Here is a 16,287-nt window from a genome sequence, read left to right on the forward strand (position 1 = left end):
GCCGACGGGCCCGGGATCACCTCCCAGCCGTCACACCTTGGAATCGCACCGCCCGCAGTAAACCACGCCGCAGGTTCCAGCCGTCGGAGGCCGTACGGCGCTCGCGCCCAGGTCGCGGGTGTGGACGACAGGATGAGCTGAACCGGTCTAGACGGTTAGCATCTGGGGTCCGTGGGCCGGGCGTGCGGCGCACCAGGCTCAGGGGTGGGCTCATGCGGGTGGCGCTGGTGGGGATGGGGAGTCGGGGCGACGCGCAGCCGATGGCGGTGCTGGCGGCGGAGTTGATGGGGCGTGGGCACGATGTGGTGCTGGCGACCTCGTCGGACCTGGCCTGGATGGGGCCGGCGTTCGGCGTACCGACCGTGGACATGGAGATGAGTGCGCGGGAGTTCCTCGAGTCGGAGCAAGGCAGGCGTTGGCTTGCTGCGGGAGATGTTGCGTCGTACGTGCGCTGGCTGATCGACCACAAGCACCAGATCGCTGACCAGCTGCACGCGGCGTTGCTCGAGCTTGTCGCCGACGTGGACGTCCTGGTGTCGGGGACGGCGACCGAGCTCGAAGGGGTCGTGATTGCGGAGAGCCGTGGGCTGCAGTACGTCGCGGTGCATCACGCGCCGATGCGGCGGAACAAGGCGTTCCCGCACCTGCTGGTCTCGACCGACGTGTTCTCGCCGGAGGAGAACCTGGCGACGTACGACGAGGTCGAGCGGAACAGCCGGCCGATGTTCGCGCCGTTCGTGAACGACCTGCGCGCAAAGCTCGGGCTGCCGAGCACGTCGGAGACATCGTCGCAGCGGCTGGCGCGGGCGGGATCGCTGGAGTTGCAGGCTTACAGCCGGTACGTCGTACCGGAGCTGGCCGATTGGGACGTACGCCGGCCGCTGACCGGCTTCCTGACGCCGACTGTTTCGCAGCGGGCTGCGCTGCATCATGCGGCGGACGACGAGCTGATGGAGTGGATCGCGGCGGGTGAGGCGCCGGTGTACTTCGGGTTCGGGAGCATGCCCGTGCTCGACACCCAGGCGGCGTTGACGCTGATCGGCAAGGTGAGCAGCTCGCTCGGCGTACGGGCGCTGGTCGGCGCCGGCTGGAGCGATGTCGCGACCGGCTCCTCGGAGGACGGCCAGGTCCGGGTCGTTGCCGAGCTGGATCATGAGGCGGTGCTGCCGTTGTGCCGGGCCGCGGTTCATCACGGCGGGGCCGGTACGACGGCCAGCTCGTTGCGCGCCGGGCTGCCGACGGTGGTGTGCTCGATCTTCGCCGACCAGCCGTTCTGGGGTGCTCAGTTGGGCCGGCTGGGCGTCGGTACGGCGTTGAAGTTCACCGAGCTGACCGAGCTGACGTTGATCGACGCGCTCGAGCCGGTGCTCGGCGACTCCTACCGCCGGCGCGCGGGCGAGCTCGGCGAGCAGCTGCTGAGCGAATCGGGCGCGGAGCTCGCCGCGGACGCGATCGAGCGCACGATCAGCTGAACAACACCGCTGCACCAGGCGTGGGCGTCGCGGGGGCGGGGGCGGTTGCGGGCAGCCTTTCCACCTGCGATTCAGGCGTTGACCTCCTGCGGATCCCCGGTTACGTTGGCTCAGAAATCGATTTCCCTCGCGTAGAACCTCCGTCCGCCCCCGCTAGGAGACACGCATGCAGAAGCGTTTCGCCCTCCTCCTGCCGTTGGTGCTCGGCGCCGCCCTGCTGCCCGGCACCAGCCCTCCACCGGCCCGCGCGACCGCCGTACCGAGTCCTGCGACCGCCGTACCGAGTCCAGCCGAGCAGGTCGCCAAGCTGACCGGGCCTGGCTCGATCAACGACACCGAGGCCCGGTTCGCGCTGAAGGCGACCGACCTCGGGATCCTCTGGGACAACGGTTCCGGTGAGATCCTGACCGCGTTCGGCGACAGCTACGGCAGCGGCTGGACCGGGCCGGGCGGTGGCGCCGGCGATCCGGCGACCATCGACTGGCGGTGCAACCTGCTGTTCCGCAGCAAGGACCGCAACCTCGCCGACGGGATGACGCTCGACAGCGCCGCCGAGGACCGGCCGGGGCACGCCAAGGAGTTCCTGGGCTGCAAGAAGATCGACCGCGACGAGCACACCGTGATCCCGACCGCCGGGATCGCGGTCGGGAAGCGCCAGTACGTGCAGTACATGTCGGTCAACTACTGGGGCCCGGCCGGCAGCTGGTTCACCAACTACTCCGGTTTCGCGTACTCCGACGACAACGGCGAGACCTGGACCAAGGACCCGAAGGCCCGCTGGCAGAACACGAAGACCTGGGACAGCAACTTCCAGATGACCGCGCTGGTGCGCGACCACGGCTTCGTCTACATGATCGGTACGCCGAACGGCCGGTTCGGCAACGCCTACCTGGCGCGCGTGCCGGAGAAGCAGGTGCTGACCAAGAACGCCTGGCGGTACTGGGACGGGCGCACCTGGTCCGGGCGCGAGAGCGCCGCCGTACCGATCGCGGTCGGGCCGGTCAGTGAGGTGTCGGTGCAATGGAACGCGCATCTCGGCAAGTGGCTGATGATGTACCTGGACGAACAGCGGGCGTCCGTCGTCCTGCGGTCGTCGACGTCGTTGACCGGGCCGTGGAGCGGCGAGAAAATCGTTGCCAAGGGCACTGATTTCCCGGGGCTGTACGGGACGTTCATGCATCCGTGGTCGTCGGGGGACGACCTGTACTTCACGATGTCGCAGTGGGACCCGTACAACGTGTTCCTGATGCGCACCAAGCTCACCGACGACGGCTCGCCGACGAACCTGGTGACGGATCCGGGGTTCGAGGAGCAGACCGGTACGACGCCGTCGGCGCCGTGGCAGTTGAACGGGCGGGGCGGGATCGACGCGACCGACCTCGGGCACAACAGTGCGCGGAACGCATATTTGCGTGACTCGATCGGAGCGCACGCGGTGCAGCAGAACGTCGCGGTGCGGCCGGGGCATCGGTACCGGTTGTCGGCGTGGGTGCGGACGGCGGAGAACAACCGGGACACGGTGGTCGGCGTACGGACGCTGGCGGGGAAGGGTGTGAAGGCGAAACCTGGAGGCGCGCATCCGGCGTACGAGAAGGTGAGTGTCGAGTTCGATTCCGGGCGGGAATCGTTGGTGCAGGTCTATGCCGGGTTCACCGGGCACGGGCAGGACGTCTGGTTCCGGGTCGACGACGTGGTGCTGGAGGAGGTCCGATGATGCGCCGGATCGGTGTGGTTGTCGCCCTGCTGCTCAGTGTTGTCGGCGGTACGGCGGTCGCCGCTCCGGCGGCGACCGGGCAGCTGCTGCGGAACGACACGGGGCTCTACCCGCGCGCCGTACGGCTGGAGCACAACGGGGCCGCGAACGGGCGGATCCTCGCCAGCGTCGTGACCTTTGCCGGGAACAACGGTCTCGGGGCGATCTACGAGAGCACCGACGGCGGCGGGACCTTCGCGCAGGTCGGCAGCGTGGCCGACCCAGGGTCCGCGGGCGGGAAGGGCCTGTGCTGCGCGACGCTGTACGAGCTGCCGCAGCAGGTCGGCGCGATGCCGGCCGGGACGATGCTGTGGGCCGCGTCGGTCGGTGCTGACGCGCGGCCGATGGCGTTGAAGATCTGGAAGAGCAACGACCTCGGGCGGACCTGGTCGTACCTGTCGAACTGCGCGACGGCGCCGAACACCAAGGGGCTGTGGGAACCCGAGTTCTCGGTCGCGGCGGACGGGCGAGTGGTCTGCCACTACGCGGACGAGACCGACGCGGCGCACAGCCAGAAGCTGATGGAGACACGCAGCTCGGACGGGATCACGTGGACGGATCGGAGTCCGACCGTGTCGTCGCCGACGTTCGGGCACCGGCCCGGGATGCCCGTCGTACGGAAGCAGCCGAGTGGTGCGTACGTGATGGTCTACGAGATCTGTGGGCTCGGTGGGCAGTACGACTGCGTGGTGCACACGCGGACGTCCGCGGACGGGTGGAACTGGGGTTCGCCTTCGGCGCTCGGCGTACGGGCTCAGACGCCGGACGGGAAGTACTTCACGCACGCTCCGACGATCGCCTGGGCCGCCGGCGCGGGGGCGCCGAACGGGAAGCTGCTGCTGGTCGGGCAGATCCTGCAGAACGCGAACGGAACGGTTGCCGCTGACAACGGTCGTACGGTGTTCGTCAACACCGAGGGGTCGAACGGGCTCTGGTCGGAGATCCCGGCGCCGGTTGCGGTGAACAACCCGGTGAACAACTTCTGCCCCAACTACAGCTCGCCTCTGGTCCCGTCCGCGGACGGCTCGCGTGTCCTCCAGTTGGCCAGCGACTGGGACGGCACGGTCTGCAAGACGTACTACGCGTCGGGCTCCGCGATCGGCACGCAGGATGCCGCGGGCGTCGGCAACGCGACGTACCGCTTGGTCAGCGCTCAGTCCGGTCACTGCCTCGACGTCGCCGCCGACTCCCGCGTCCCCGGCGGCAACATCCAGCAATGGACGTGCAACAACCAGGGTCCGCAGAACTTCCAGTTCACCTCCGAGGGCGACGGGTTCTTCCGCCTACGCGGCCAGAACAGCCAACTCTGCGTGGAAGTCGCCGGCAACTCCTCGACACCCGGCGCGAACGTCCAGCAGTGGACCTGCCAGGACGGCGGCTGGCAACGCTGGCGGTTGGTCAACGTAGGCCGCTCGTACTACAAGCTGATCGGCCAGAACAGCAACCTCTGCCTGGACGTAGCCGGCGGCTCAGGTGCCCCAGGAGCCAACGTCGCCACCTGGACCTGCAACAACCTCCAGCCCCAGACTTGGCGACTCGAACAACGCTGAGGAGAGGGAGGGCGCGCGGGGCGCGAACGCACTGGGAGGCACGAGGTGCGCGGGAGCGCGGGGCGCGAACGCACTGGGAGGCACGAGGCACGAGGTGCGCGGGAGCGCAGTGGGAGCGCAGTGGGAGCGCACTGGGCGGCACGACGTGCGCGCGAACGCAGTGCGCGTAGCCGAGCGCAGCGAAGGCCCGGGGCGGCGGCGCTCCCCTCCCCTCGCCTCCACTCCCTCCGTCCCGTTCCCTCCTCCCCTCCCAACCACGTTGGGGTGGGGAGGGGACGGCTACTTGTGGCGGCGGGAGCGGCGGCTGGTGGTTCGGCGGGGGCGGGGTTGGCGGGGGCGGATAGGGCGGCGGGGGCCCACCAGGCGGGGCCCTGCGAGGCGGTCTTCCAGGCGGCGGGCTTCTCGGCGGATGGGCTGGGCGACGTACTCGCCGAGGATGATGCCGGAGGCCAGGGCTACTCCGATGGCGACCGCGGTGGCCAGGCTGACGATGCCGATCAGGTTGCCTTGGGCCATGAGTTCCAGGAGGCCCTTGTAGATGGTCAGGCCTGGGAGGAGGGGGATGGTGCCGGAGACGACTACTACCAGCGGGGGAACGCCGGTACGGCGGCCCAACGAGTAGCCGGCGAGGCCTACGACGAAGGCGGCTGCGGCGGTGGACCAGGCCGGGCCGAACTCGGCTCTCGCCATCAGCGTGTAGGCGAGAGACCCGGCCGCGCCGACGATGGCTACGGGCAGCAGCGAGCGGAGCGGGGCGTACGACGCGTAGCAGAAGGCGACGGCCATCAGGGCGCCGGAGGTGACCATCACCGGGAGGTTGGCGAGCTGGATGGTCTGGGCTTCGATGGCGACCGGGAGGCCCAGCTTGATGCCGAGCGTGAGGCCGAGGCTGACGCCGGCGATGATGCCGCCGGTGAGAAGCATCGCCTCCAGGAGGCGGGCCGCGGCGGTCACGTAGTACCCGGTGATGGCGTCCTGGACGGCACCGGTGAGGGCGATCCCGGCCAGCAGCATGATGATGCCGGCGGCCACGACCAGCGACGGTTTCACCGGCGCGTGGACGGCGTACAGGACCAGCGCGACCGCGGTCGCGACGAAGGCGCCCGCCACCTGCTGGTAGAACGCGGGCAGGCGCTGGCGGTTGAACCACCGGTTGCTCATCTCGATCACGACCGCGGTGACGATGGCGATCGCGGTGATCAGCCAGCCACCGCCGAGCAGCAGCGTCGCGCCGCCGGCCATCACGCCCCACGCGAGCACCGAGCTCCACCGCGGGAACGGCGGGCCCGCGGACACGATCCGGGCGAGCTCGCGGCTGGTCTCCTCGCGGCCGAGCTCGCCGCGGGCGAAGTGGCGGACGAGACGGTCGACGTCGGTCAGGCGGGAGAAGTCCTGGCTGCGGTACCGGACGACGCGCATGTGCGTCTCGGGCGCGACGTCGGGCGCGGCCTGGTAGGAGATCGCGATCGAGGTGAACGTGATGTCCACCTCACACCCGCGCAGCCCGCCGGCCGCGGTCACGCCGAGGATGGTCGCGGTCGCGTCCGCCGTACCGGCACCGCTCGACAGCAGCACTTCGCCGATCCGCAGGGCGAGGTCGAGCGTGCTGTAGAGCTCCCGCTGCTCGTCCCGGGCCCGCTGCTCCTCGGCGTCCCGCCGATCCTCGGCCCGCCGCCCGCCCGCGCGATGCTCGACGGACACCTCCTCCGGCTGCCGGTCCTGTCCGTCGGCCGGCTGCCGAACTGGTCCGCCGGCCGGCGGTGGCACGTCGTGGATGTCCTGCCCGACCTCACGCATCTGGCCGACGTCCGGTCCTTCACCCTCCGCCACCCTGCTCCTTTCGTCGATCGTGACGCTAACGCCCTCGCAGGCGCCGTACCCAACCCAGATCGGCCGCACTCGAACAGCAATCGCTTTCCGGCCGGAATCGGCAAGCGGTTGACTCGGTGTGACGGTCCACCTAAGGTTGCGATCACACGCTTGGAAAGCCCTTTCCGAGCGTGGTCGGGAGGCGTTGCGCGCGGCTGACCTCCTGACGCAGGACCGCCCCGACCGAATGAGCGCAGTGAGTACCAGCGCGCCGAAGAAAGGCAGCAACAGTGAGCGAACGACGCGTCGGCATCGTGATGAACGGCGTCACCGGCCGGATGGGCCTGCGCCAGCACCTGGAGCGTTCCATCGTGGCGATCCGCGAGCAGGGCGGGATCCCCGCCGCCGACGGGTCGATGATCATTCCCGACCCGATCCTGGTCGGCCGCAACGAGCTCAAGCTGCGCCGGATCGCCGAGCAGTACGGGCTGACCCGCTGGACCACCGACCTGTCCGAGGCACTGGCCGAGCCGGACGTCGAGATCTACTTCGACTCCCAGCTCACCCAGCTGCGCGAGAAGGGCGTCCGGGCCGCGGTCGAGGCCGGCAAGGCGATCTACTGCGAGAAGCCGATCGCCGAGGGGCTCGAGGCCGCGATCGACCTGGCCAAGCTGGTCCGCGACTCCGGGCTGAAGAACGGTGTCGTGCAGGACAAGCTGTCGCTGCCGGGACTGCGCAAGCTGAAGCGGCTCGTCGACGGCGGGTTCTTCGGCAAGATCCTGTCGGTCCGCGGCGAGTTCGGCTACTGGGTGTTCGAGGGTGACTGGCAGGAGGCGCAGCGCCCGGCCTGGAACTACAAGTCCGAGGAGGGCGGCGGCATCGTCGTCGACATGTTCTGCCACTGGCGGTACGTGCTCGACCAGATCTTCGCGCCGGTCAAGACGGTCTACTGCCAGGGTGCGACCCACATCCCGACCCGGTACGACGAGCAGGGCCAGGCCTACGAGGCAACGGCCGAGGACGCGGCGTACGGCGTGTTCGAGCTGGAGGGCGGCATCGTCGCGCAGCTGAACTCGTCGTGGGCGACGCGGGTGTTCCGCGACGAGCTGGTCGAGTTCCAGGTCGACGGGACCGAGGGCTCGGCGGTCGCCGGGCTGCGCAACTGCCACGCCCAGCACCGGTCGGCGACGCCGAAGCCGGTCTGGAACCCGGACCTGCCGGCCGAGTACTCGTTCCGCGACCAGTGGTCCGAGGTGCCGGACAACGAGGTGTTCGACAACGGGTTCAAGGTGCAGTGGGAGATGTTCCTGCGGCACATCGTCGACGACGCACCGTTCACCTGGGACTTCGTCGAGGGCGCCAAGGGCGTGCAGCTGGCCGAGCTGGGCCTGCAGTCGTGGCGCGAGGGCCGCAAGCTGGAGGTCCCGGCGCTGGCGATCGAGTCATGAGGCTTCCACTGAATGGCAAGTTGGTCGACTACCAACTAGTTGGTACGCCGGTTGCTCATGGCAACTACAAACCAGCACGGAGCAGGTTGGCGTTCGCGGCTGCTCATGTGGTTGCTGACCCGCTGGGCGACAACTCGCCCGGCGCTCCCGCGGTGATCGACTGGGAGCACACGCTCGGGTTCCGCCGGCACCTCTGGTCGCTCGGACTGTCCGTCGCCGAGGCGATGGACACGGCGCAGCGCGGGATGGGCCTCGACTGGGCGGCAACGCAGGAGCTGATCCGGCGGTCCGCCGCGGAGGCGCCGGACGGACGGATCGCGGTAGGTGTTGGCACTGACCAGCTAGGGCCAGGTGAGCATGACCTGGTTGCAGTCATCAAGGCGTACGAGGAACAGCTCGCGGTCGCCGAGGGCGTCGGCGCGCAGCCGATCCTGATGGCCAGCCGTGCCCTGTGCGCGGCAGCGTCCGGACCGGACGACTACCGCAAGGTCTACGACGGCCTGCTCGCGCAGTCGACCAAGCCCGTGATCCTCCACTGGCTCGGCTCCATGTTCGATCCCGCGCTCGACGGCTACTGGGGAACAGCAGACCTCGACACCGCCGCGGACGTCGTGGTCGACCTGATCGCCGAGAACACCGCCAAGGTCGACGGCATCAAGGTCTCTCTGCTCGACGCCGCCAAGGAAGTTGCCCTGCGCAACCGTCTCCCCGAGGGCGTCCGCCTCTACACCGGCGACGACTTCAACTACCCCGAACTGATCCGCGGCGACGGCGACCACCACAGCGACGCCCTGCTCGGCATCTTCGCGGCGATCGCCCCGGCCGCCGCGGCCGCGCTGCAGGCGCTCGACGACGGCGAGCTGACCCGGTACGACGAGATCTTCGCGCCGACCGTCCCGCTGGCCCGGCACATCTTCTCCGCGCCGACGCCGTACTACAAGACCGGGATCGCCTTCCTGGCCTGGCTGAACGGCTTCCAGCCCGGCTTCGGCATGGTCGGCGGGCTGCAGACCGGCCGGTCGGTCCCGCACCTGGCCGAGACCTTCCGGCTCGCGGACCAGGCCGGCGTACTGACCGATCCCGAGCTCGCCACGCAGCGGTTCCGCCTGCTGCTCGCGACCCACGGAATCGACGCATGAACCGCTACAGCCTCAACCAGGCGACCACCAAGTACTGGCCGCTCGAGGACGTCGTCGCGGCCAGCGCCAAGGCCGAGCTGGAGTGGATCGGCCTGTGGCGCGAACCGATCCAGGAGTACGGCGTCGACAAGGCCGCGCAGCTGGTCAGCGACGCCGGCCTGAAGGTGTCGTCGCTGTGCCGCGGCGGCTTCTTCACCGCCACCGACCCGGCCGAGCGCAAGGCGAAGATCGAGGACAACCGCCGCGCGATCGACGAGTCGGCGACCCTCGGCACCGACACGCTCGTCCTCGTGAGCGGTGGGCTGCCCGCGGGATCACGGGACCTCGACGGCGCCCGCCGGATGATCGTCGACGGCCTCGCCGAGCTCGCGCCGTACGCCGAAGAGCGCGGGGTCCGGCTCGCGATCGAGCCGCTGCACCCGATGTTCTGCTCCGACCGCTGCGTCGTGTCGTCGCTCGGCGGCGCGCTCGACCTGGCCGAGCAGTTCCCGGTCCAGCAGGTCGGTGTGATCGTCGACGCCTACCACCTGTGGTGGGACGCCGACGTGTACCGCCAGATCGAGCGGGCCGGCGCGCGGATCTGCTCGTACCAGGTCAGCGACTGGACCGTCCCGCTGCCGGCCGACACCTTGCTCGGGCGCGGCATGATGGGCGACGGCGCGATCGAGCTGCGCCGCCTGCGCGAGGCCTGCGACGCGGCCGGCTACACCGGGCCGGTCGAGGTCGAGATCTTCAACCAGGACCTGTGGGACGCGCCCGGCCAGGAAGTGTTCGACCTGGCACTCGCCCGCTACCAGGAACACGTCATCCAGGAACACGTTGCCTGAAGCCCCCAACAACAAGGAGCACTGTCTCGTGACCGACCGGACCATTCCCGCCGACGGTATCGGCATGCACCTCTACACGATGCGCGACGTCCTCAAGGAGGACTACCCCGGCACCCTGCAGAAGCTCGCCGAGATCGGCTACAAGACCGTCGGGGTGAGCGGCCGGTTCGGCCACTCGGCCGCGGACATCCGCCGCTTCGCCGACGACGCCGGGCTGAAGATCGTGCTCGAGCACGTCGGCTACCCGCGGCTGACCGACGACTGGGAGGGCGCGCTGGACGACGTACGGACGCTCGGCGGCGAGTGGATCGTCGTCCCGTCGCTGCCCGAGGAGCTGCGCAGCCTGGACGGGTTCCGGGAGGCCGCGGCCGCGTTCAGCAAGGCCGGTGAGACCGCCAAGCAGGCCGGCGTGAAGCTGCTGTTCCACAACCACGGGCACGACTTCGACGTGATCGACGGGCAGGTCAAGTTCGACATCCTGGTGAACGAGGTCGAGCCGGACCTGCTCGGCTTCGAGCTGGACCTGTACTGGGTGGTGAACGGCGGCAAGGACCCGATCGACTACTTCCAGCAGCACCCCGGTCGGTTCCCCGCGCTGCACGTGAAGGACATGTCCGCCGCCGGCGAGTGGGAGGACGTCGGGGCCGGCACGCTGGACTTCCCGGCGATGTTCGCGCACGCCGAGAGCGGTGGCGTCCAGCAGTGGCTGGTCGAGCACGACGCACCGACCGATCCGTGGGCCTCGGCGCGGACGAGCTACAAGACGCTGGCGGAAATGCGGTACTAAGCGCTGGTACGGCGTACAGTCGTCACTGTCAGCACGTGACCGATCACCGTCCGGAGTCAACCCGATCGGGCATCGCCGTACCGGAGCGGTTGCTCTCCGGGCGCGATCTGTCACTCTGTGAGGGGGCCCTCACCACGGCGGGGTTCCCGTGAGGCTGCCGACGCCGTGACGCCGGAGAAGCGCAGTGCACAACGAGCCCACCGTACGGTTGACGGCAGTTCGCCGCCTGTACGAGGTGAGCGCCCGGATGGGCGCCGGGCGCAGCCTGGCCGAGACCCTGCAGGCCGTCGTCGACGGTGTCGTCGACGGCCTCGGGTTCGGCATCGCCGTGCTCAACCTGCGGCAGCCGGACGGCAAGTTCGAGGTGATCGCGGTGTCGGGGTCGCCGGAGGCCCGCGAGGCGTTGCTCGGCACGATCAGCGCGGCGGACATCTTCGACGCCGAGTTCGAGATCGCGGACGTGTGGGGCGGGCTGCGGTTCGTGCCGCACGAGCGACTGCCCGAGGGCGAGGTGGTCGGCTGGGTGCCCGACGTACCGATCTCCAGCGATCCGGACGCGTGGCACCCGCTGGACGCGTTGTTCGCGCCGCTGCGCTCGTCGGACGGCACGCTGGTCGGGATGCTGTCGGTCGACCTGCCGGAGGACCAGCGCAGGCCGGGTCCGGTGCACCGGGAACTGCTGGAGATCTTCGCGACGCAGGCCGGGCTGGCGATCGACAAAGCCCGGCTGACCGACCAGTTGCTCGCCGAGAAGGCGCGGCTGGAGGCGAGCGAGACGACGTTCCGGCTGGTGTTCGAGGGCGCGGGGAACGGGATGGCCACGATCGCGCTCGACGGGCCGGAGGCCGGCCGGGTGCTGAGGGTCAACGACGCGTTCTGCCGGATCACCGGCTACACGCCGGCCCAGCTGACCGGGTCGCCGCTGATGGACTACCTGCAGGACGAGAACGCCGGGCAGACCAAGCGCGAGGCCGAGGAGCTGGCGCAGGGACGCGGGCCGTACCGGTTCGAGCGGACCTTCCGGCGGACCGACGGGAACGACATCTGGCTCGGCGGCACCGCGGCGATCGTTGACCAGGGCAACAAGGACCAGCCGCGGATCGTGCTGATCCAGATCGACGACGTGACGGCCCGCAAGGAGACCGAGCGCGAGCTGCAGCACCACGCGGCCCACGACGCGCTGACCGGCCTGCCGAACCGGCGGCTCCTGCAGCACCGCTTCACGACGGCGCTGCAGCGTTCACGGCAGAGCGGGCGGCGCGGGGTGCTGCTGTTCTGCGACCTGAACCACTTCAAGCAGGTCAACGACAAGTACGGCCACGAGGCCGGCGACCAGGCGCTGCGCGAGATCGCGGGGCGCCTGCTGGCCGCCGTACGGCACGGTGACACGGTCGCGCGGCTGGGCGGCGACGAGTTCGCCGTACTGGCCGAGGAGATCGACGGCGCCGACCTCGCCGCGCTGATGCGCCGGATCGAGGACTCGATCAACCGGCCGCTGACCGGCATCGACGTCCTCGTCACGACCAGCATCGGTACGGCGGTCGTCAGCCCGTACACCGCCGACCTCGACGAGCTGCTCCGCACGGCCGACCAGGCCATGTACCACGCCAAGCGCGAGTACCGCTCCCGCCTGACCTGACGGTTCGGGTCACTTCCCCCGGCGCGGGCGGCGCGGGTTGCCGGTGGGCGGGGGCTTCGGGTGACGCTCTTCGTCCCAGGTCCGCAGCTGCAGGATGCAGAACTGGTTGTACCGCTCGACCGAAGCCAGCTGGCCGATGCCGTAGAACGCGAAGATCGGCGTCCACCTGCTGCTCCCCGTGGCGGTCGCCCACCGCACCGCCGGGAACCCGGTCACCCGGACGACCTGCTCCGCCGGGATCGACCGACTCAGCAGGAGCCCTCGGACCTCGAGTCCCTCCGGACCGTACCGGACCCCCATCCGGTGGGTTCGGACGATCAGGAACAGTGCCACGGCGGCAATCACGACGGAGATTCCCAGCGTCAGCGGCCAGACGAGCTGGGTGCTGATCAGGTACCCCACCAAAATTCCGGCCACCGCGAGCCAGAGCACGGTCTGCGCGATCCGGGTGATCACCATCGGTTTCAGGTCCACCGGTGCATCCTCCCTGATGGGCCCTGAGGAGCCGTGGGGTTCACGAGCCCAGCGCCGTGAGGGCCGCGTCGGTCAGGCGGAACGTCGTCCACTCGGTCTGGGGCCGGGCGCCGAGAGCCTCGTAGAACTCGATGGCGGGAGTGTTCCAGTCGAGGACCGACCACTCGAGGCGTTCGTAGCCGTGCTCGACGCACTCCTGGGCGAGCGCGGTGAGCAGGGACTTGCCGAGGCCGGAGCCGCGCTGCTCGGGGCGGACGAAGAGGTCTTCGAGGTAGATGCCGTGGACACCGCGCCAAGTGGAGAAGTTGAGGAACCACAGGGCGCAGCCGGCGATCTCGCCGTCGAGTTCGGCGACGTGGCAGAAGACCGCCGGGGCCGGGCCGAAGAGCGCCGTCCGGAGCTGCTCGGCGGTCAGCCGGCAGGCATCGGGCTCACGCTCGTACTCGGCCAGCGCGTAGACCAGCTCCACGATCGCCGCCACGTCGTCCGGTCGCGCCCGGCGGATCCGCTCATCGATCTGCATGGGCACAGTTTGCCTGGTCAGACCTCACGCTCGGACGCCTTGGTCAGGCTGACCGTCTGCGGCTGCGCGGCGGACTGCTCGGTACTCGGCCCGCTCTGTTCGGTACTCACGCTCGGGTACGCCGAGTTCTGCAGCTGGATCGCCTTCGCCAGCTCGGGATCGAGTGCGACCGGCCGCGGGTCCCGCTCGACGACGATCCGGTCGAAGACGGGTTCCAGCTTCTCCGGGAGCAACGTCCCGGTGCGGTCCGGGTCGGTCATCGACTCGTAGGCGGCCCGGTCCCACTCGGTCTTCTCGACGCGGTCGAAGTCCAGCCGGTACGGCGTCTTGTCGGCCAGCTGGCGGAGGAACAGCTTCGTGCTGGCACCGTTGCCCTCGCGGAAGGGGTGCGCGCAGTTCAGCTGCGCGTGCACGTCGGCGATCCGGCGGACGAACTCGTCCCGCGACAGGTTCGGCCAGTCGGTGCTCTGCGCGGCGGCGCTGACCCGGCTCATCCACTCGGTCGTCCGCTCGTGCGACAAGAACCCCTGACCGTTCTTCTGCAGGTCGACGTCACGGAACTTCCCGGCCCAGTCGTACAGGTCCTGGAACAGGTGCTCGTGGATCGCCTTCAGGTGGGTCTCGTCGAAGGTCCGGGCGATGTTGACCTCGCCGCGCTCGATCTCGCCCTGGCGCATCGCGCGGAGCTTGTACTCGGTGGTGCGCAGCTGCTGCCAGTCCTTCACGCCCAGCTTGTTGCGCAGGACGTTGCCGCCCGCCTCCCAGAGCAGGCTGTTCCAGCGCCGGTCCGCCTCGATCTTCGCCGGATCGACGCCGGAGGCCGCCAACTCGGGCTTGAGGTTCTCCGGACCGGGCTTGGCCGCCGCCGGACCGGGCTCGGTCATGGCGTCTGGGGACCGAGCTTCGCGATCGTCCGCCGGGTGTACTCGGCGGCGTCGATCCGGCCGAGCTCGCGGTCGACCAGGTCGGCGACGTCCTCGCGGTCGGGCTCCCAGCCGTCCAGGCGGCCGCTGGCCAGGGCGTCGCTGACGCGCTGCTTCTGGGCGTCGTCCATCGGCTCGAACAGCTCGGGCCACTGGCGGGCGTAGCGGCACGGCTCGTACGTCATCGGGACACTCCTGCACGTTCGGTGGGCGGTGCCCAGCTTATCGAGCACTTCCGTTCACTTCCGAGTCGCGTTGCGGTCCGCGGGCAGTCATCTGACAACTGAAGGCTGTCCCGGACCCCCATCTCCCCGCTCAGGAGGACCTCTATGTCTGTCTCCCGTCGTCGCTTCCTCGGGTACGGCGGTGCCGGCACCGCCGCGGTGCTGCTCGGCACCGGTGCCTGGGACGCATCGACCACGTACGCCGTTCCGGGCCGGACCGGCAACCCGTTCACGCTCGGCGTGGCCTCGGGCGACCCGAAGTACGACAGCGTCGTGCTCTGGACCCGGCTGGCCACCGACCCGTTCGCCGTCGACGGCAAGGGCGGGATGCCGAACCGTCCGGTGCGCGTCGAGTACGAGGTCGCCCTGGACGAGCGCTTCCGGTTCGTCGTACGGCGGTCGAGCGTGCTCGCGACGCCGCAGCTCGGCCACTCGGTGCACCCCGAGGTCCACGGGCTGCTGCCGGACCGCGAGTACTACTACCGCTTCCGCACCGGCCACGAGGTCTCCGCGGTCGGCCGGACCCGGACCACGCCGCACCCGTTGGCGACGCCGCGCAACCTGCGGTTCGCGTTCGCCTCGTGCAACGCCTGGCAGGACGGGTACTTCACGGCGTACGAGCACATGGCGAACGAGGACCTCGACCTGGTCGTGCACCTCGGCGACTACCTGTACGAGTCGGGCGTGAAGACCAACAAGCGCGGCGTCGAGACCGACCCGCGGTTCCACACCGAGACGTTCGACCTGGCCCGCTACCGGCTGCAGTACTCGCTGTACAAGTCCGAGGCGCCGTTGCAGGCCGCGCACGCGGCGCACCCGTGGATCCACACGTTCGACGACCACGAGGTGGAGAACAACTGGGCCGGCGACCTGAGCCAGGCCGACACCGAGCCGGACCAGGACCCGGTGATCTTCAAGCAGCGCCGCGCGCAGGCGTTCCAGGCGATGTACGAGAACCTGCCGCTGCGGCACGAGCAGATGCCGGCCGGCCCGAACATCCACTACCACCGGCGGCTGCCGTACGGCCGGCTGGCCGACTTCACGATCCTGGACACCCGGCAGTACCGCTCGGACCAGCCCTGCGGCGACGGCGACTCGTCGACCTGCGACGACCGGTTCGACCCGGACAACACGATGCTCGGCGGCAAGCAGCGCAAGTGGCTGCTGGACGGCTTCCGCCAGTCCCGCGCGCGCTGGCAGGTGCTGGGCAACCAGGCGCCGATGGGTCAGACCGACTGGACGCCCGGTCCGGAGACGCACGTCTGGCTCGACCCGTGGGACGGTTACGTTGCCGAGCGCAACAAGGTGCTGGCGGCCGCGCAGGACAGCGGGGTGCGGAACCTGGTCGTCATCACCGGTGACCGGCACCAGAACTACGCGATGGAGCTGAAGCGCGACTTCGCCGACCCGAGCTCGCGCACGGTCGGCACCGAGTTCGTCGGTACGTCGATCACCAGCGGCGGCGACGGTGCGGACACCACCGAGCAGGGCCGGCAGTTCCTGGCGGCGAACCCGCACCTGAAGTTCTTCAACTCCCAGCGCGGGTACGTCCGGGTCACCGTCGACGAGCGCCAGTGGCGTTCGGACTTCCGGGTCGTTCCGTTCGTCAGCAAGCCCGACGCGCCCGTCACCACGCGCGCGACGTACGTCGTCGAGGACAAGCGCGCGAACGTCCACCAGGCCTGAGCCCGGCGGTGGGGTCAGGGCGCGTGCCCTGAC

The 16,287-nt window shown here is 69.8% G+C and carries 14 protein-coding genes; 9 read left to right on the forward strand and 5 right to left on the reverse strand.

Features of this window, described 5'->3' with window-relative positions:
* Window positions 1-212: 212 nt before the first annotated feature.
* The 3 genes from ACLQ2O_RS01030 (at window position 213) to ACLQ2O_RS01040 (ending at window position 4,775) form a co-directional block, all read left to right on the forward strand.
* Entirely contained in the window at window positions 213-1,472 is a 1,260-nt protein-coding gene (locus tag ACLQ2O_RS01030; RefSeq protein ID WP_425826133.1) for a glycosyltransferase, read from the forward strand.
* 166 nt (window positions 1,473-1,638) lie between these two features.
* Complete coding sequence (locus tag ACLQ2O_RS01035; RefSeq protein WP_425826135.1) at window positions 1,639-3,186, forward strand: DUF4185 domain-containing protein; 1,548 nt, start codon at window positions 1,639-1,641, stop codon at window positions 3,184-3,186.
* Complete coding sequence (locus tag ACLQ2O_RS01040; RefSeq protein ID WP_425826137.1) at window positions 3,183-4,775, forward strand: RICIN domain-containing protein; 1,593 nt, start codon at window positions 3,183-3,185, stop codon at window positions 4,773-4,775. Before ACLQ2O_RS01035 ends, ACLQ2O_RS01040 begins: the two co-directional genes overlap by 4 nt.
* A gap of 279 nt (window positions 4,776-5,054) precedes the next feature.
* Here the strand turns inward: ACLQ2O_RS01040 and ACLQ2O_RS01045 are convergent, their stop codons facing one another.
* On the reverse strand, window positions 5,055-6,605 hold the full coding sequence (locus ACLQ2O_RS01045; RefSeq protein WP_425826139.1) for a threonine/serine ThrE exporter family protein: 1,551 nt from the start codon (window positions 6,603-6,605) through the stop codon (window positions 5,055-5,057).
* Window positions 6,606-6,874: 269 nt separating this feature from the next.
* Between ACLQ2O_RS01045 and ACLQ2O_RS01050 the strand changes: the two genes are divergently transcribed.
* The 5 genes from ACLQ2O_RS01050 (at window position 6,875) to ACLQ2O_RS01070 (ending at window position 12,424) form a co-directional block, all read left to right on the forward strand.
* Window positions 6,875-8,032, forward strand: a complete 1,158-nt coding sequence (locus ACLQ2O_RS01050) for a Gfo/Idh/MocA family protein (RefSeq protein WP_425826141.1) — start codon at window positions 6,875-6,877, stop codon at window positions 8,030-8,032.
* Window positions 8,029-9,171: a dihydrodipicolinate synthase family protein gene (locus ACLQ2O_RS01055; RefSeq protein WP_425826143.1), complete on the forward strand. Its 1,143-nt coding sequence runs from the start codon at window positions 8,029-8,031 to the stop codon at window positions 9,169-9,171. The genes ACLQ2O_RS01050 and ACLQ2O_RS01055 overlap by 4 nt, the downstream gene beginning before the upstream one ends.
* Window positions 9,168-9,998 carry a sugar phosphate isomerase/epimerase family protein gene (locus ACLQ2O_RS01060; RefSeq protein WP_425826145.1) on the forward strand — a complete coding sequence of 277 codons (831 nt, stop codon included), beginning with the start codon at window positions 9,168-9,170 and terminating at the stop codon, window positions 9,996-9,998. The genes ACLQ2O_RS01055 and ACLQ2O_RS01060 overlap by 4 nt, the downstream gene beginning before the upstream one ends.
* 28 nt (window positions 9,999-10,026) lie before the next feature.
* Window positions 10,027-10,785: a sugar phosphate isomerase/epimerase family protein gene (locus ACLQ2O_RS01065; RefSeq protein WP_425826147.1), complete on the forward strand. Its 759-nt coding sequence runs from the start codon at window positions 10,027-10,029 to the stop codon at window positions 10,783-10,785.
* Between the two features lie 184 nt (window positions 10,786-10,969).
* Window positions 10,970-12,424 (forward strand): diguanylate cyclase domain-containing protein, encoded by a 1,455-nt coding sequence (locus tag ACLQ2O_RS01070; protein ID WP_425826149.1) that lies wholly within the window; start codon window positions 10,970-10,972, stop codon window positions 12,422-12,424.
* 9 nt (window positions 12,425-12,433) lie between these two features.
* On the opposite strand, the gene ACLQ2O_RS01075 is transcribed toward ACLQ2O_RS01070, so the two are convergent.
* The 4 genes from ACLQ2O_RS01075 to ACLQ2O_RS01090 are packed head-to-tail and all read right to left on the reverse strand — an operon-like array spanning window position 12,434 to window position 14,529.
* Complete coding sequence (locus tag ACLQ2O_RS01075) at window positions 12,434-12,898, reverse strand: hypothetical protein (protein ID WP_425826151.1); 465 nt, start codon at window positions 12,896-12,898, stop codon at window positions 12,434-12,436.
* Window positions 12,899-12,938: 40 nt separating this feature from the next.
* Complete coding sequence (locus ACLQ2O_RS01080; RefSeq protein WP_425826153.1) at window positions 12,939-13,421, reverse strand: GNAT family N-acetyltransferase; 483 nt, start codon at window positions 13,419-13,421, stop codon at window positions 12,939-12,941.
* Window positions 13,422-13,438: 17 nt separating this feature from the next.
* Window positions 13,439-14,305: a Fic/DOC family protein gene (locus tag ACLQ2O_RS01085; RefSeq protein ID WP_425826155.1), complete on the reverse strand. Its 867-nt coding sequence runs from the start codon at window positions 14,303-14,305 to the stop codon at window positions 13,439-13,441.
* Complete coding sequence (locus ACLQ2O_RS01090) at window positions 14,302-14,529, reverse strand: hypothetical protein (protein WP_425826157.1); 228 nt, start codon at window positions 14,527-14,529, stop codon at window positions 14,302-14,304. Before ACLQ2O_RS01090 ends, ACLQ2O_RS01085 begins: the two co-directional genes overlap by 4 nt.
* Window positions 14,530-14,673: 144 nt before the next feature.
* Here ACLQ2O_RS01090 and ACLQ2O_RS01095 point away from each other — a divergent pair, with 144 nt between their 5' ends.
* Window positions 14,674-16,254 (forward strand): alkaline phosphatase D family protein, encoded by a 1,581-nt coding sequence (locus ACLQ2O_RS01095; RefSeq protein ID WP_425826159.1) that lies wholly within the window; start codon window positions 14,674-14,676, stop codon window positions 16,252-16,254.
* The last annotated feature ends 33 nt before the right edge of the window (window positions 16,255-16,287 follow it).

The organism is Kribbella sp. DT2, from assembly GCF_049844575.1.
Classification (GTDB): domain Bacteria; phylum Actinomycetota; class Actinomycetes; order Propionibacteriales; family Kribbellaceae; genus Kribbella.

Excerpts from the sequence above, each read along its gene's own strand:
- ACLQ2O_RS01030 (WP_425826133.1), top strand. The coding sequence starts at position 213 with ATGCGGGTGGCGCTGGTGGGGATGGGGAGTCGGGGCGACGCGCAGCCG.
- ACLQ2O_RS01035 (WP_425826135.1), top strand. The coding sequence starts at position 1,639 with ATGCAGAAGCGTTTCGCCCTCCTCCTGCCGTTGGTGCTCGGCGCCGCC.
- ACLQ2O_RS01040 (WP_425826137.1), top strand. The coding sequence starts at position 3,183 with ATGATGCGCCGGATCGGTGTGGTTGTCGCCCTGCTGCTCAGTGTTGTC.
- ACLQ2O_RS01055 (WP_425826143.1), top strand. The coding sequence starts at position 8,029 with ATGAGGCTTCCACTGAATGGCAAGTTGGTCGACTACCAACTAGTTGGT.
- ACLQ2O_RS01060 (WP_425826145.1), top strand. The coding sequence starts at position 9,168 with ATGAACCGCTACAGCCTCAACCAGGCGACCACCAAGTACTGGCCGCTC.
- ACLQ2O_RS01080 (WP_425826153.1), bottom strand. The coding sequence starts at position 13,421 with ATGCAGATCGATGAGCGGATCCGCCGGGCGCGACCGGACGACGTGGCG.
- ACLQ2O_RS01085 (WP_425826155.1), bottom strand. The coding sequence starts at position 14,305 with ATGACCGAGCCCGGTCCGGCGGCGGCCAAGCCCGGTCCGGAGAACCTC.
- ACLQ2O_RS01090 (WP_425826157.1), bottom strand. The coding sequence starts at position 14,529 with ATGACGTACGAGCCGTGCCGCTACGCCCGCCAGTGGCCCGAGCTGTTC.
- ACLQ2O_RS01095 (WP_425826159.1), top strand. The coding sequence starts at position 14,674 with ATGTCTGTCTCCCGTCGTCGCTTCCTCGGGTACGGCGGTGCCGGCACC.